Annotated in this window: 17 protein-coding genes; 5 read left to right on the top strand and 12 right to left on the bottom strand. The window is 73.0% G+C overall.

The window, feature by feature from the left end; genetic code table 11:
- Window positions 1-163: 163 nt before the first annotated feature.
- From BGP79_RS07515 to BGP79_RS07490, 6 genes are all read right to left on the bottom strand, one after another.
- Window positions 164-886, bottom strand: coding sequence for a GntR family transcriptional regulator (locus tag BGP79_RS07515; protein ID WP_076694244.1), 723 nt, complete (start codon window positions 884-886; stop codon window positions 164-166).
- A gap of 117 nt (window positions 887-1003) precedes the next feature.
- Window positions 1004-1288 (bottom strand): YciI family protein, encoded by a 285-nt coding sequence (locus BGP79_RS07510; protein ID WP_076694242.1) that lies wholly within the window; start codon window positions 1286-1288, stop codon window positions 1004-1006.
- A gap of 122 nt (window positions 1289-1410) precedes the next feature.
- Window positions 1411-2091, bottom strand: a complete 681-nt coding sequence (locus tag BGP79_RS07505; RefSeq protein ID WP_076694240.1) for a VOC family protein — start codon at window positions 2089-2091, stop codon at window positions 1411-1413.
- Between the two features lie 165 nt (window positions 2092-2256).
- Entirely contained in the window at window positions 2257-3105 is an 849-nt protein-coding gene (locus BGP79_RS07500) for an NAD(P)-dependent oxidoreductase (RefSeq protein WP_076694745.1), read from the bottom strand.
- A 32-nt stretch (window positions 3106-3137) separates the two neighbouring features.
- Window positions 3138-3392: a hypothetical protein gene (locus tag BGP79_RS07495; RefSeq protein ID WP_076694238.1), complete on the bottom strand. Its 255-nt coding sequence runs from the start codon at window positions 3390-3392 to the stop codon at window positions 3138-3140.
- 25 nt (window positions 3393-3417) lie between these two features.
- Complete coding sequence (locus BGP79_RS07490; RefSeq protein WP_076694744.1) at window positions 3418-4038, bottom strand: MarR family winged helix-turn-helix transcriptional regulator; 621 nt, start codon at window positions 4036-4038, stop codon at window positions 3418-3420.
- 101 nt (window positions 4039-4139) lie between these two features.
- On the opposite strand from BGP79_RS07490, the gene BGP79_RS07485 reads away from it, so the two are divergent.
- Window positions 4140-6368 carry an MMPL family transporter gene (locus BGP79_RS07485; protein ID WP_083701681.1) on the top strand — a complete coding sequence of 743 codons (2229 nt, stop codon included), beginning with the start codon at window positions 4140-4142 and terminating at the stop codon, window positions 6366-6368.
- Window positions 6369-6451: 83 nt separating this feature from the next.
- Here the strand turns inward: BGP79_RS07485 and BGP79_RS07480 are convergent, their stop codons facing one another.
- The 4 genes from BGP79_RS07480 to BGP79_RS07465 all read right to left on the bottom strand — a co-directional run bounded on the left by BGP79_RS07480 (window position 6452) and on the right by BGP79_RS07465 (window position 9658).
- Window positions 6452-7312, bottom strand: a complete 861-nt coding sequence (locus tag BGP79_RS07480) for an anti-sigma factor (protein WP_076694235.1) — start codon at window positions 7310-7312, stop codon at window positions 6452-6454.
- Window positions 7293-7862: an RNA polymerase sigma factor gene (locus BGP79_RS07475; protein ID WP_076694233.1), complete on the bottom strand. Its 570-nt coding sequence runs from the start codon at window positions 7860-7862 to the stop codon at window positions 7293-7295. The genes BGP79_RS07480 and BGP79_RS07475 overlap by 20 nt, the downstream gene beginning before the upstream one ends.
- Before the next feature lie 82 nt (window positions 7863-7944).
- Window positions 7945-8703 (bottom strand): class F sortase, encoded by a 759-nt coding sequence (locus tag BGP79_RS16150; RefSeq protein ID WP_083701680.1) that lies wholly within the window; start codon window positions 8701-8703, stop codon window positions 7945-7947.
- 139 nt (window positions 8704-8842) lie between these two features.
- Complete coding sequence (locus tag BGP79_RS07465) at window positions 8843-9658, bottom strand: DUF4397 domain-containing protein (protein ID WP_076694231.1); 816 nt, start codon at window positions 9656-9658, stop codon at window positions 8843-8845.
- 230 nt (window positions 9659-9888) lie between these two features.
- On the opposite strand from BGP79_RS07465, the gene BGP79_RS07460 reads away from it, so the two are divergent.
- Together BGP79_RS07460 and BGP79_RS07455 are read left to right on the top strand one after the other, a co-directional pair.
- Complete coding sequence (locus BGP79_RS07460) at window positions 9889-11115, top strand: multidrug effflux MFS transporter (protein ID WP_198928444.1); 1227 nt, start codon at window positions 9889-9891, stop codon at window positions 11113-11115.
- A gap of 68 nt (window positions 11116-11183) precedes the next feature.
- Window positions 11184-11513: a hypothetical protein gene (locus BGP79_RS07455; RefSeq protein ID WP_076694229.1), complete on the top strand. Its 330-nt coding sequence runs from the start codon at window positions 11184-11186 to the stop codon at window positions 11511-11513.
- A 2-nt stretch (window positions 11514-11515) separates the two neighbouring features.
- Here BGP79_RS07455 and BGP79_RS07450 read toward each other — a convergent pair whose 3' ends face one another.
- On the bottom strand, window positions 11516-12463 hold the full coding sequence (locus tag BGP79_RS07450; protein WP_076694227.1) for a phosphotransferase family protein: 948 nt from the start codon (window positions 12461-12463) through the stop codon (window positions 11516-11518).
- A 75-nt stretch (window positions 12464-12538) separates the two neighbouring features.
- Window positions 12539-12829, bottom strand: coding sequence for a DUF1905 domain-containing protein (locus BGP79_RS07445; protein WP_076694225.1), 291 nt, complete (start codon window positions 12827-12829; stop codon window positions 12539-12541).
- 146 nt (window positions 12830-12975) lie between these two features.
- Here BGP79_RS07445 and BGP79_RS07440 point away from each other — a divergent pair, with 146 nt between their 5' ends.
- Complete coding sequence (locus tag BGP79_RS07440; protein WP_083701679.1) at window positions 12976-14409, top strand: D-alanyl-D-alanine carboxypeptidase family protein; 1434 nt, start codon at window positions 12976-12978, stop codon at window positions 14407-14409.
- A gap of 100 nt (window positions 14410-14509) precedes the next feature.
- Window positions 14510-15157 (top strand): 4a-hydroxytetrahydrobiopterin dehydratase, encoded by a 648-nt coding sequence (locus BGP79_RS07435; RefSeq protein WP_076694223.1) that lies wholly within the window; start codon window positions 14510-14512, stop codon window positions 15155-15157.
- Window positions 15158-15186: the final 29 nt, after the last annotated feature.

The following is a 15186-nucleotide window of genomic DNA, read 5'->3' as shown; positions in this document are numbered from 1 at the left end:
CGTCCACGCTTCCCCGGTGCTGCAGCACTCCACCGACGGGTGAGAGCCGCGCGAGTGGTCGGAGTGTGGGATGGGTCTCATCGTACGCATGTGATCACAGATCACACAAGAGGCGAAACGAAGACGGCGCTGATCCACTCATCGGTCATCTCGGGTGGCGATGTCAGCGGACGTGTGCCGGCGAAGCAGCTCCGTCGACGCGGCTGTGCGAGGACTCCGAGCGCAGCAGCGCGTCCCGGATGCGGTCCGTGGCGCTGACCAGGGACTGGTTGTTGATGTCGGCGGCGGCGTCGGCGTCCTGCCCGGCGACCGCCTCGATCAGACGTTCCTGGAAGGCCGACAGGATCGCGGGGTCCCCGGCTTCGAGCGTGTTGCGAGCACCGACGATCTTGTAGGGACGGCAACGACGCCAGAGCGTCCGGATCGTGTCGACGATGACGCGGTTGCCGGAGGCGGCATAGAGGATGCTCAGCAATTCCTCGTCATGGTCCAGGAGGGTGACGACCCGGCCCTCCTCGAGCGCCTGGCACATGGCTCGGTAGTGCTGCCGCATCCGGTCGACGTCAGCGGTCGACACCCGTGCGGCCCCCAGACGCGCCGCCTCGACCTCGAGCAGGCGGCGGACGTCGTAGACGTCGAGGAGTTCCTCCAGGCTCAGCCCCTTGACCACGGCCCCCTTGTAGGGAACCTTCTCGGCCAGGCCGGCCTCCTCGAGTCGATTGATCGCCTCCCGGACCGGCATGACGCTGGTGCCCAGCTCCTCGGCCAGATCCCGGATCCGCAGCCGGTACCCGGCGGGGAGGTCACCCTTCATGATGCCCTCGTGGATGGCGTCGAAGACCTGGTTCGCCAGGGACGTGCCGGGTTCGAACTTCTGCAGCGCCATGGTCCTCATTCTAGATTTCGCCGCGGCCCACTCCGGCACGCGGCGGGAGGCGTTCCGGGGCCATCGACGGCGCGGCGGGCGGGCCGACGCGGGACGGTCAGTGCCGGCCGGGCCGGCTCACTCGGTGTCGAGGCTGCCGATCACGATGGTCCAGGGCTGGACGGTGCGCTCGGCGATGAGGCCCTCGAGCCGGAACGGGTCCTGATCCAGGTCGGTCTCGACGGCCTCGGCACTGTCGGCCTCCATGATGATCAGGGCGGTGGCGCCGCTGTCGGTCGGTCCGGACAGTCGCAGGCGGCCCTGCTCGTGCAGCCCGCGCAGGAAGGCCCGGTGGGACGGCCGGTGCTCGTCGAGGCGGGCGGTGTCGTCGGCGTAGCGGTAGGTGACGGCGAAAACGGCCACGGTGGGCTCCTTCGGTGGGTGGACGGTGACCGGGCGCCAAGCGGCACCCGACCCTCCGCCCATCCTGCCGCCGGTACGGCGATCCGCCCAACGGTGACCAGTCCGGCGGGACGGCTCACACGTCAGGCGACGACCGTCGCGGCGCCGAGCCTCACGGTCACGGCGCTCACCCCGGGCTCGTCGCGGTCCACCCGGATGGTCGACGGTGCCGCGACGGCGCGCCGATCGCGGGTGGGAAGCCAGGGGCGGCCCTCCTCGGCGAGGATGAGCAGGCCGTGGTCGTCCCCGACGGCGGCGAAGTCAGGTCCCTCGGTGCCGGCGAACGGGGTGAGGCCGGCCGTCTCGGCGAGCGTACGGACGGCGGCGGGCACATCGGGCACCGCGATGCCCACCTCACTGATGCCGAGCAGGTACTCCGGCCCGAAGGGCGCGCTCCCTGCCCGGTCGGGCAGCCGGCGGCGGGCGATCAGTTCGAGGACCGCCCCCGACGGCCCGACGAAGTAGAGGGAGCGGCTGTCCCAGCCCGGCGGCCCGTCGAACTCGTCCTGGCCATCCCGGTCGAGCAGGTCGCATCGTTCGGTCAGCCAGCGCCGGGCGGCGTCGAACGCGTCGGCGGGGATCGCGAGCGCGAGGTGGTCGGCGACCGGGCCGTCGGGCCGCAGCTCCAGTGTCAGCGACGTCGTGCCCACGCTCACGTGCAGGGCGCCGTCGACCCGGTCGACCGGCAGCCGCAGCACGTGACGCCAGAACCCCTCCGCCTCGTCCAGATCGGTGACGGTGGTGGCCACCTCGGTGATCAGCATGGCTCGGAGGCTACGCCCGGCCGCGCCACCGGGACCAAGGGCTACACCGAGTGGGACCGGTGGGGCGGCTGTGACGCCGACGGGCTGGCTCGCGCCACTCCCGTCACACTCGGTGTGGCCGTTGCATCGGTTTCAGGTCGACGCGATTCCGACGCCCGACCGGGCTCAGACGTGGTCGCGCCAGGAGTGCTCGGGCGCGTAGCCGAACAGCCGCTTGGCCTTGGCGCTGGAGAGCAGGCTCTCGTGCTCACCGAGCTCCTTGGTGACCTTCACGTCCGGGAACCGGGTGGCGGCCAGCTCGGCGCTGCTGCGGGACATCACGCTGTCGTCGTTGGCGATGACGAACGTCTCGTACCCGGTGTGCTGCCAGGTCAGCGCCTTGCGCACCGCCTGGGCACCGTCGCGCCGGTCGATGTAGGCCCACAGGTTCCAGTCGCGGGAGGTCGGATCGGCGTCGAAGCCCGGGAACTGGGCGTAGTCCTCGACCGCCATCACGTTGGAGAACCGCAGCCCGACCATCTTCAGATCCGGGTTCCAGCGCACGAACTGGTGCGCCATCGTCTCCTCGAGGTGCTTGACCAGCGAGTACGTGGACTCGGGCCGCACCGGGTACTCCTCGTCGACGGGCAGGTACGGCGGGTCCTGCGCGAAGGGGATGCCGAGCAGGGTCTCGCTCGAGGCGTGCACGATGTTGCGGATGCCCAGGCGCAACGCGGCGCGGAAGACGTGGTAGCTGGCGAGGATGTTGTTCTCGAAGGTCGTCACGTCCGGCGCGAGACCGGCCGAGGGCAGTGCGGCCAGGTGCACGACCGCATCGATCCCGTCGTACCGGTCCTCGATACCGCCGAGGGCGTCCACCGTCTGGCCGTAGTCGGTCAGGTCGACGCGGGCACCGGTAGACGGGTCCGCGGGCTTGACCTGGTCCAGGGTGATGACCTGGTGCCCGTGGGCGGTCAGGTCCTCGACGACGGCGACGCCGAGCTTGCCGGACGAGCCGGTCACCGCCACCCGCAGCGGGGTGTCCGAGTGCGTGCTGGTCTCCTGGGTCACGTGCGATCTCCTGTCTGAAGAACCGGGGTCGCGGCTGCGACCTCGGAAGGCATGCGTTCCGCACCCGCCGCGAAGCCGTACCCGGCGTCGGTCAGGGCCACGCGCAGCAGGCGCATCGCCTTCGGGCCGACACCGTGCAGCGAGGCCACCCAGGCCTCCGGGTAGGTGCTGAGTTGTTCGAGCGTCGCGATGCCCTGCGCGGTCAGGGCCCGGTGAGCGGGGGCGCTGGTGACCGGCAGGGGCGTGCTCATGTGCCGACGCTAGTGCACGCCGCGCTCACGGCACAGGGCCGTCCACCTGCCGACCTCGCCCGCCGCCACGGCTCGGGTCCGCAGCGGATCCGGGCGCGTCGGCCTCCGGTCCGGCGAGCGCCGTGGCGGTCGCGTCGAGGAACCGGATCACCGTCTCCCGCTCGTCCGGCGTGAGGTCCGCCGCCGCCCCGTAGCGGCGCGACTGCACCCGCCCGACCGTCGTCGTCGCCGCCTCCTGCGTCCGTGGAGTGACGCGGACCGCCTGCGACCGCCGGTCCGTCGGGTGGGCCGTACGGGTGATGTGGCCGCCGGCCTCGAGCCGGTCGAGCAGCTTGGTCGTGGACGCGCTCGCGATGCCCAGGTAGCGAGCCAGTGCTCCGGGGGTGACGGCTTCGTCGCGGTACGCGGCGACGACGAGGAAGTGGATGGCCCGCATGTCCGTCGCGTTCAGGCGCATGTACTGCTGGGCCTGGTCGGCCATCCGCCGTTCGACGTCGTTGAGGCGCCCCACCGCAGCCATCAGCCGGTCGATCTGGGCGACGTCCGCGGTGGTCAGGCCCGTGCGGTCGACGAGGCGACCGTGCGGGTCGCTCGCGTCGAGCCGGTAGACCGAAGCGGCATCGAGCTCCGCGTCCTGCTCCGTCATCGCCATCACCTCCGGCGACCATGGTAAGCCGGGCTTCCATCTCGCCGAGCGATTTGCTAGCTTGGCGAGAGATCAGACGAGGTCGACGAGAGAGCAGAACGATGAGCACGCGAGCACCGGACGTCACCCGAACGAGCAGGGGGACCGGCTGGCGCCCCGGCGGCCGCGTGGTCCGCGTCGTCGTCCCGGCGCTGCTGATCCTGATCTGGCTGGTGGCCGCCGGGGTCGGCGGACCGTACTTCGGCAAGGTCGACGAGGTCTCCTCCAACGACCAGACGAGTTTCCTGCCCGCGAGCGCCGACGCCACGAAGGTGCAGAACCGGCTCGGCGACTTCACTTCCTCGGACGCCCTGCCCGCCGTCGCCGTCATGACGGCCGATCGGGCGCTGACCGCGCAGGACCGGCAGGCGCTGACCACCGCCGTCGCCGGCCTGACGGAGGTCGACGGCGTCGAGGACGGCGTCTCCCCCGTGATCCCCTCGGAGGACGGGCGCGCCGTCGAGGCCTTCGTCCCGGTCAGTTCCTCGGGCGAGATCGCCGACGTCGTCGACCAGATCCGCGAGCGCCTCACCGAGGCCGCTCCCGACGGCGTGACCGTGCACGTCACCGGGCCGGCCGGGTTCACCGCGGACCTCGTCGGCGCGTTCGCCGGCATCGACGGGGTGCTCCTGCTGGTCGCCCTGGCCGCGGTGCTCGTCATCCTCGTCATCGTCGACCGGTCCCTGCTGCTGCCGGTGGCCGTGCTCGCCACCAGCATGTTCGCCCTCTGTGTCGCCCTGCTGGTGGTGTGGTGGCTGGCGAAGGCCGGCATCCTCACCCTCACCGGCCAGACCCAGGGCATCCTGTTCATCCTCGTGATCGGCGCGGCGACGGACTACTCGCTGCTCTACACCGCCCGCTATCGGGAGGAGCTGCGGTCCAATCCGGACAAGGGGGCCGCCACGCTCGCGGCCTGGCGCAGCGCCGTCGAGCCGATCGCCGCCTCCGGGGGAACCGTGATCGCGGGCCTGCTGTGCCTGCTGCTCTCGGACCTGAACTCGAACAAGTCGCTCGGACCGGTTGCCGCCCTCGGCATCGTCTTCTCCATGCTGGCCGCCCTCACCCTGCTGCCTGCCCTGCTGTTCGCCTTCGGCCGCGCCGCGTACTGGCCGCGCCGGCCGAGGTACGAGCCGGAGCACCGGCACAACGCGATCGACCCGCGCGGCCTCTACGCCCGGGTGGGCCGGCTCGTCGCCCGCCGGCCGCGGACGGTGTGGATCACCTGCGTCGTCCTGCTGCTCGCCGGGGCCGCCGGCATCACCGGCCTGCGCGCGGACGGTGTCCCGCAGAGCGACCTGGTGATCGGCACCTCGGACGCACGCGACGGACAGAAGGCTCTCGCCGAGCACTTCCCCGGCGGCTCCGGTTCGCCCGCCTCGGTGATAGTCGCCCGCGGGGACCTGCAGCGCGCGGCGGACGTGCTGCTGGCCAACGACGGCGTCGACGCCGTGACCGTGACCAGCGCCGACTCGCCGTCGGGTTCCGCGCCGGTGACGGAGCGGGGCATCGGCGCGGTCGGGCGGCCCGGCACGCCGGCGCCGGCTCCGACGGTCGCGGACGGCGACGTGCTCCTCCAGGCCACCCTGACCGATCCGGCGGACAGTGCCGCCGCCGAGAGCACGGTGCGCTCCCTGCGCTCCGACATGGCCGGATTCGCCCTCGTCGGCGGCGAGACGGCGACGGCGATCGACACCAACGACACGTCGATCCACGACCGGACGCTGATCATCCCGATCACCCTGGTGGTGATCCTGCTGATCCTGATGCTGCTGCTGCGATCGGTGCTGGCCCCGGTGCTGCTCATCCTCACCACGGTGATCTCCTTCGCGACGGCGCTCGGCGTCTCCGCGGTGGTGTTCAACCAGGTGCTCAACCTGCCGGGTGCGGACCCGTCCGTGCCGCTGTTCGGCTTCGTGTTCCTGGTGGCGCTGGGGATCGACTACAACATCTTCCTCATGACGCGGGTGCGGGAGGAGTCGTTGCGACACGGCACCCGGCCGGGCATCCTGCGCGGGCTCGCGGTGACGGGCGGCGTCATCACGTCCGCCGGCGTGGTGCTGGCGGCGACGTTCGCGGCACTTGCGGTGATCCCGGTGCTGTTCCTGCTGCAGATCGCGTTCATCGTGGCGTTCGGCGTGCTGCTCGACACCTTCGTCGTCCGCACCCTGCTGGTCCCGGCGCTGACGTACCAGATCGGGCCGGCCATCTGGTGGCCGGGCCGGCTCTCGCGCCCGTCCGGCCGGCACGCCGCGGCGGAGCCGCCAGCGAACCAGGCGCCGGCTCGTCAATAGATGTCGGATCCGGGCGGAATTCGGGCTCGTTCGTGCCTCTGTTGACGAGTTGGCGGGTCCTGCAGCCGACGTGAGGGCGTCTGTCAGAACGCGAGCGAGCCACGCAGGATCGAGTCGCCGGAGTGGGCCGGATTTCCGTCGAAGGGCTCGTCCGAGACGTCCACGGTGGCGTAGTCGTGCACGTCCAGGCCGGCCGGCACCGGCAGCACCGCCGACCCGCCCTGCAGCGTGCCCAGGCTGACCATGCGCTTGCCGTCCTTCGCGATGAGCCACACCTCGGGGTAGCCGCGCACCCGGTCGCCGTCGGTCTGCAGCCGCAGTTCCTCGACGCCGTCGGCCGTCCGTTGCAACTCCGCGGAGCCGGAGCCGGTCGAGCCGGTGGAGGAGGCCAGCGGGGCCAGATGGGCGGAGGCGAGGACCTGATCGGTCGGCCGGACGGCGATCGTCCAGACGACGGCGACGACGACGAGCGCGGCCACGACCGCACCAGCCAGGAAGCTCCAGGTCCGCGCCCCCGGGCGGCGCCGACGGCGGCCGGGCGGCCGGGTGGACGACGAGGCTGCCGCCCGGGATCGCGACGCGCCCGGTTCGGCGGGCGGGCCGGCCGGCCGTGCGCCCGGCCGGGACGCGGGCCGAACGCTTGCCTGCCGGGACGTGGCGGCGGCCGACGGCTCGGCCCCGGCGACACCGGGATGCTCACCGGCCGCGCCGGCCCCGGCGTCGTCGTCGATCCGCGTGCGGATCCGCGCCCACACGGCGTCCGAGGGCGGCTCGAGGTCCGGGCCGGAGCCCGGTCGCGCCGCCCGCGCCGCGTCGGTGAGGGCGCGCAACTCGGCCACCTCGGCCCGGCAGCGGGCACAGCCGTCCAGGTGGGACCGGGCGTCGGCGCCGACGTCCTCCCCGAGGGCGAGGAGAGCGATGGTCTCACCATCCAGATGATTCACGGCTCGCCTCCATCCGTCGTCTCAGGTCGAGCAGCCCCCGGCGCAGGTGGCTCTTCACCGTACCGAGCGGGACGCCCGTGCGGTCGGCGATCTGCCGGTGGGTCAGGTCCTCGTAGAAGGCGAGGTGCAGGAAGGAGAGCGGCGGGTCCGGCAGGGTGGCGAGCACGTCGCGGACCACGAGCCTCGTGACGGCCGACTCCACCTCGTCCTCGGTCGGCACGGCGGCGTCCGTCCCGGGGTCCAGGTCCGTCGTCCGGTCCCGGTCGCTGGCCACCTGCCGTGCCCGGTCGACGATCACGCGGCGGGTGATGCCGATGATCCACGCGGGCAGAGCAGCCCGTTCCGGGTCGAAGCTCGCCCGATAGGTCCAGGCGCGCACGAACACGTCCTGGACGACGTCGTCCGCCAGGTGCGGGTCGCGGACCGCGCGCAGGGCCAGGCCGCGCACGACGGCGCCGCAGTGCCGGAACGCACGCTCGAGCACCTCCGGGTCGCCCTCCCGGAACCGCGGATCGGCCGCGGCGTCCCACACCGGCGCGGTGTGCGTCATGCCGACTCCCGTGCTCGACCGCCCCGATCCATGCAGTCGGGGCCGGACGCGTGCCTGCTTGCGGGCGAGTATACGGAAGACCTCACCGGAGGGGTTCGGCGGTGACGACGACGTTGTCACGGTAGTCCTGCCGGTCCGGCAGCCACGGGCCGCCGCAGGTGACCAGGCGCAGCACGGGTGCACCGTCGCGCCGGAACAGATCGGTGTCGCTCAGGCGCGTCTTCGCGACGGCGTCGACGGCCCGGACCCGGTACGGCAGCACCCGGCCACTGCTGAGCAGGACGTCGACGGTGTCGCCGGGCCGCAGATCCTTGATCCGGTACAGCGGCGTCTTCCCCCAGGGCGCATCGACGTGACCGGCGAAGACGGCAGACCCTGCCGTGTCACCCGGCGCCGGCCCGTACCGGTACCAGCTGATCCGCCCCGGTGTCCGCGGGATGGCCAGGGCACCGCGGTCGTCGACGCCCATCGGGTCGACGGGCAGGACCAGGTCCTGGCCGGCGGCGCGCACTTCGACCGGCGTCGCGGTGACGCGGGGCGGGCGGGGCGCGGCCGGGACCACCGGAATGCGGCCGAGGACGAGCGACTGCGGCGCGGCGGTCGGCCGGACCGGCGGCTGGCTCGAGAGTGTCGGCCGGCCCGGTGCCGGCACGCTGGCGGACGACGACGTCGGGGCGGCGAGGGTGAGTCCGTCGGGCGCGCCCGGTTCGGGCGCCGGGAGTGCGGCCACCGAGACGGATCCGAGCAGGGTGAGACCGGCGACGGCGAGCGCGGCAGCGCCGCGGGTCGGGAGGAAGGAGGGGAGCGGGCGGTCCTGCGGGTCCCCGCCGCTGCCCGCCATCGCACGTGGGGCATCGCGGAAGGCCCACGCACGGGCCCTGGACGCGCGGGCCCTCGACGGGGAGGGAGAACCCTGCCGGTGCCGTGGGGGAACGGCACCGGCAGGGTCGTGGGGATGGGTCACGGACCGGAGCCGGGCGTCAGGCGCGGGCGCGGGCAGCTCGCCGGGAGAGCACGAGCGCGCCGCCGAGCGCCGCCACACCGAGGATGCCGCCGGCCACCAGCGCCGGGCTCGGTTCGGCCGCGGCACCGGTCGTGCCCGCCGGCACGCCGTTCGGGTTCTGCTGCATGCCGCCGACCGTCTGGGTCGCCAGCGCGAGGTTGCCGTCGGCGGCCGAGCCCCACGCGTACACGACGGTCGTCGTGCCCTCGCCGAGGGCGAGGTCCGCCGGCCCGATCACCGGCTGCGTGGTGCCGGCGAGCGCGACGGCCGCCGGGACGGTTCCCGCGGGCACTTCGAGTGATGCCTCCTTCGGGTTGGTCAGCCCGCTCAGCACGGCCTTGCCGCCGGCGAGCACGTCGACCGCGGGCGCGGCGGCGACGTGCCGGACGGTGAGCCGCGCCTGACCGGCGGGCACCGTCGACGTGTCGTTGGTGAACAACGTCGCCCCGGGCTTGCCGGCGGCGGTGAGGTGCGCGACGGCCGTGTAGTCGCCGCCGGCCTTCAGGTCCGCGGCGACCGGTCCGATGATCGGCGACGACGCGTCCGCGGCGTCGGGCGCGGTGATCGCCAGCTGATGGGAGCCGGCCGGCACGGGTAGCGGCCCGGCCAGGGAGCCGGGGGTGAAGTCATCGAGCGTGAGCGCACCGTCGACGTAGACGTCGACGGTCGTGCCGGGCACGGCGTGCAGGACGGAGAGCTGGGCGTCACCGTCGGCGGCGGTGGCGGGAGCCGCGGCGGCGAGGGTGACGGTGGCGAGGCCGAGAGCGGCCGCGGCGGCGAGGGTGGTGCGCATGGTGGTTCCTCCGGGAGAAGGGAACCGGCGCGTGAGCCGGTCCGAGGGGGTCGGGACACTCCTGCTACCGCCCGCGGGTCCCCTCCGGATGCACCCACCTCCCTGTCCGCTTGGGGAGGCGTCAGCAGGCTCGCGGCCGTGCGGCCGGTCACGAGGTGCCGCGGACATCCACGGTCCGCGGCCGGCGTGCTAGAGATGGAGGCGACGCGCCTCCCTGCCCGAAGGACCCCATGACCTCCGCGACCCCCGACGAGCCCGTGCAGTCCCGCCTGCGTCTGACTGGCGGCCGGGATCGCGCGGTGCTGATCGGTGCGCTCGGGATCCTCAGCGCGGTCAGCCCCCTCGCCACGGACATGTACCTGGCGTCGATGCCGGGGTTGAGCACCTGGTTCGGCACCTCCGCCTCGGCCGTGCAGCTGACCCTGACGACGTACATGGTCGGCATGGCCCTCGGCCAGTTCTTCATCGGACCCGTCTCGGACGTGCTCGGTCGCCACCGGCTGCTCGTCGCCGGCAACGCCCTCTTCCTGCTCTGCTCGGTGCTCATCGTCTTCGCGCCGAGCATCGGCGTGATGATGGCGCTCCGGGCCCTGCAGGGCGCGGCCGGGGCCGCCGGCGTCGTCATCGCCCGGGCCATCGTCGCGGACATCGCGACCGGTCGGCAGGCCGCCAAGCTCTACTCGATCCTGGCCACGATCACCTCGGTGTCCCCCGTGGTCGCGCCGCTGCTCGGCGGGGTGATCGCGACGGTGGCCCCGTGGCAGGCGGTGTTCTGGGCGCTCACCGTCTTCGGGCTGCTGATGCTGGTCTGCTCGGTGGTCGTGGTACCCGAGACCCTGCCCCCGGCGGCCCGGCACCACGCGCTGCGCAGCGTCCTCGGCCTGTCGATGCGGGTGATGCGGAACGGGTCCTTCATGGCGTACGCCCTCACGTTCGCCTTCTCGTTCGGCTCCCTCTTCTCGTACATCTCCGCGTCCTCGTTCGTGATCCAGAACGTGCTCGGCTTCTCCGCCCTGGCGTACTCCGTGGCGTTCGCCGTCAACGCGTGCGGCGCCATCGCCGGCGGCCTGATCAACGCCCGCCTCGTGGATCGCGTGGAGCCGGCAGCCATCCTGCGCGTCGCCGTCACGGTGATGGCGGCCGTCAACCTCGTCGGCCTCGTACTCATCCTCAGCGGCATCACCGGGTGGATGACCCTGGTGCAGCTGCTGATCGGGCAGACGGCCATCGGTTTCATCATGGGCAACGCGGTGGCCCAGGCACAGAGCCGGGTGCCCGGGCTGGCCGGCGCCGGTGCGGCGGTGCTCGGCCTGCTGCAGTTCGTGCTCGGCGGCCTGGTCAGCCCGCTGACGGGCATCGCCGGGCAGCACACCGCCGTCCCGATGGCGCTCTCGATGGCGGTGTGGTCCGTCCTCGCCCTCGGCACCGCGTTCCTCGCGCGCCGGCTCAGCCGCTGACGCCGGCACGGCACGGGCACAACCCCGGGCATGGCATGACCTCGGCACGGCGGCGGCATGATGGAGCCATGACCACCTCCGCCTCGACGGGATCACTCGCCTCCCTGGGCTCCGCCGGGTCCATCGCCTCAGCAGGCTCCATCGGGTCCATCGCCTCGGCAGGCTCCATCGGGTCCATCGCATCGATCGGCTCCATCGGCTCGGTCGCCTCGATCGGATCCGTCGCATCGATCGGCTCCACCGGCTCGATCGCGTCCATCGGGTCGGTCGGGTCGGTCGCGTCGATCAACAGCTTCGGCGGCATCGGCGTCATCAACGGGATGCCGGTGCTCGTCCTCGCCGGCCTCGCGGCGATTCCGGCCGCCCTGCTCCTGCGGGCCCGGCGGCGCCGGCACTGACCTCAGGTCCGGTCGCCGATCCAGGCGGCCAGGGTCGCGGTCTTGGGCCTCCAGTCGGCGGGCCGGTCGGTGATCACCCAGGCCCACTCGGACGCCATCCGCAGCACCACGTGCAGGGTGAGCCGGGACTGCGCGGCGTCGTCCAGACCGCCGTACGCCTCGAGCAGCGTCGACACGAGGCCCTCCTCGCCCTCGTGCATCAGGTGGATCACCGTCAGCGCCAGGTCGTGGACCGGGTCCGCCCACTCGGCGCGCTCGAAGTCCACGACTCCGCTGATCCGGGGAGGTCCTCCGGGATCACTGCTCAGCAGGATGTTGCCGCCGTTCAGATCCTGATGGCAGAACGCCGGCGGCACCGCGTCGTCCAGAACGGTCGCCGCCGCCAGCCGTTCGACACCGGATGCCAGGTCGTCCGGGCCGCCGGCGGCCCGGAACGTCGCGACCGTCCCCTCCACCAGGGCCCGGGTCCAGTCGGTCAGCGACGGGTGGACACCACCCCCGCCTGCGAACGGGCCGAAGCGGTCGTCGGTCACGGCGTGCAACCGACGGGCGAGCACGCCGACCTGCGCGACCACACTCGCGCGCTCCGCCGTCGTCAGGGCGGGTCGCCGGTCCGCCCAGCGGTCCCCGGGCAGTCGGCTCATGAGGAGGAAGGACGTGCCGCCGGGCAACCGGCCCTCGGTACGGACCCGGGGCACGATGCCGCCCGGCAGGCCTGCGGTCGCGATCGCTCGGGCCTCGGTGACCGCCCGGTCCCGGGCGGCCGGCGGGAAGAGCTTGACGACGAGGGGAGCGTGCTCGGCCTCGAGGCGCATGCCGAGCAGATGGCCGACGGCGCCCTGCACCGGCGGACGCCAGCCGGGGTCCAGGCGCGCCGCACGGCCGGTCGCCACCGTCACGGCCGCGGTCAGCGCCGTGACCAGCTCGTCCGTGATCGTCGTGGTGGCCATCGCTCGATCGTCCCACGCGACCGCTTCACCGCAGCCGAAGGTGTGCAGCGGAGTCAGCGCCGGAGCCGACGCGGCTCACGTGCCCGGGACGTCGAGGAGGACGGTGACGGTATCCCCGAGGTCGATGCTCTCCGCCCGCCGCACCGCGTCCTTGACCGGGAGCGCGTACGTACCGTCCTTGGCATACATGGCCGTCGACCACGTCGTCGCGCCGATCCGTGCGCGGGCAGGGATCATGCCCCAGCCGTAGGTGACGTCAGCGGCGAGGTCGCGGACCTGCTCCGCGACCGCCGGCGGGAGGCTGACGAAGTGGAAGGGCGCGGGGCCGCGCCAGTGCCAGACCTCCGCATCGAACCGGCTCTGCATGGTCGCCCTCCCATCGCGAACGGCCGCGTCATCCGTCCGCGCCCATCCTGTCCCGCCGCCGGTCCCGCCGCCACCCTCCGCGAGTAGGCTGACGGCGGGTCGCACCGCCAATGGGGGCGTGTGCATCGAGTCGATGAGGCATCGCCATGGTCGCTGCTGACCACCTTCTCCCTTGTTCCTCGAACCCGGCGGCCGTGGGGCGCCGCCGCTGGTCCGCCGTCGCGCCGCGTCGTCTCGCGGCGCTCGTCGCCGTGGTCGTCGCGGCCCTGCAGCTGGTCGGCATCGGCGGTGCCGTCGCGGCCACGCCGATCAGCGACCCGACCAACGTGCAGGTGCTGGTGAACAAGCAGCGGCCGCTCAACCCGCTGCGCTACGTGCCGCCGGACCTGGTGTGGGGTCCCGGCGGTCACCAGATGCGGTCGGTCACCTCGTCCGCCCTCGGTCGGCTCTACGCCGGCGCGGCCGCGGCCGGGTCGCCCCTGGCAACGGTCAGCGCCTACCGCTCCTACGACCAGCAGGCCGCCCTGTTCGCCAGCTACGTCAACCAGTACGGCCTGGCGTACGCCGAGACGATCTCCGCGCACCCCGGGCACAGCGAGCACCAGACCGGACTCGCCGTGGACGTCGGCAACGCGGACGGCAGCTGCTTCGGCAACACCCCGGGTGGCCGCTGGGTCGCCGCGAACGCGTGGCGGTACGGCTTCATCGTCCGCTACCCGAACGGCTACACCGCGATCACCGGGTACACGTGGGAGCCGTGGCACCTGCGCTACGTCGGCCCCGCCCTGGCCGCGGACATGCGCAACCGCGGCATCGCGACCATGGAGCAGTACTTCAGCACGCCGCCACGTCCCGCCTTCGCGACGGCGGCCGACCTCGGCGCGATCGACCCCGCGGGGACCCTCTGGAGCTATCCGGCCACCGGGCGCGGGACGCTGGGAGCCCGGGTCGCGGTCGGCACCGGCTGGGGCGGCGTGACCAGCGGCGCCGTCGTCGACTGGAACGGTGACGGCCGGCTCGACGTGATCGGCCGCCACACGGACGGCACCCTCTGGTTCTATCCCGGTCGATCGACGCCGGGCCTCGGCGCGGGAGTCCTGCTGGGCACCGGCTGGAACGGATGGGCCATCACGCCCGGCCCCTGGGTCAACGGACGCGCGACGTCGATCATCGCCCGCGGCCCGGACGGGGTGCTGTACCAGTACCCGAACGTCGGCAACCGGCTCGGCGCCCGCACGGTGATCGGGCGCGGGTGGGGCACGATGACCACGACCATGGTCGACGTCGACGGGGACGGCCGCCAGGACCTCATCGCCAAACGCACCGACGGGCTACTGCTGCTCTACCGCGGCAACGGCGCGGGCGGCTTCGTGCCGGAAGCCCGGGCCGTGCTGGGCCGTGGCTGGAACGGCATCTCGTCCGTCTCCGTGGTGTTCGGCTTCGCCGGAGCCGGCAGTACGGGTGTCCTCGCCCGGACGGCGGTGGACGGCGGCCTGTCCTACTACCCGCTGATCGGTGGCCGGTTCGCACCGCGCATCCTCGTCGGATCCGGGTGGAGCACCTACCGCATCCTCACCTGAGGCACCCGCTCGCCGGCGAGCGGGAGGACGGTTCCGCACCGCGGACCGGAACTGACCGCCCTCCCTGTCCGCGTGCGCCGATCCCTGCCACGATGACGGCATGGAGACCCTCACCGTCAGCCAGATCCTCGACGCTTCCCTGACCGACTGGCGGCGCCTCGCTCAGGGCCTGCACGCGCGCTACCGGACGCGGGAATTCCGCACCGGGCTCGCGCTCGTGGAGGCCGCGGGACAGGCGGCCGAGCAGGCCGATCACCATCCGGACATCAGCCTGCACTACGGCTCGGTCGAGTTCCGCCTGCTCAGCCACGACGCCGGCGGGGTGACCGACCGCGACGTGGACCTGGCGCGTCGCATCAGCGAGATCGCCGCCGGGCTGGGCGTCGAGGCGACGCCGCACAAGCTGGCCCTCGTCGAACTCGGACTGGACACCGCGGACGTCGCCGCGCTCGGGCCCTTCTGGGCGGCCCTGCTCACGGGGTCGGCCAAGAACGTGGACGGCGAGGACGTGGTGGACCGGACCGGACAGACGCCGCTGGTCTGGTTCCAGCACACGGATCCGCACGAGACGCCGCGGCAGCGGTTCCACCTCGATGTGTGGGTGCCGCACGACGTCGCCGAGGAGCGCATCGCGGCCGCCGTCGCCGCCGGGGGCACGGTCGTCGACGACTCCCCGGCACCCACCTTCACCGTCCTTGCGGACGCCGAGGGCAATCGAGCGTGCGTGTGCACCTGCCTGGGCCGCTGAGTAACGGGGACGGAGAAGGGACATGCCGT

This window comes from Tersicoccus sp. Bi-70 (assembly GCF_001968825.1).
Lineage (GTDB): Bacteria > Actinomycetota > Actinomycetes > Actinomycetales > Micrococcaceae > Tersicoccus.
The sequence above is the reverse complement of the archived record's forward strand: the minus strand, read 5'-3'. Positions and strand labels throughout refer to the sequence as shown.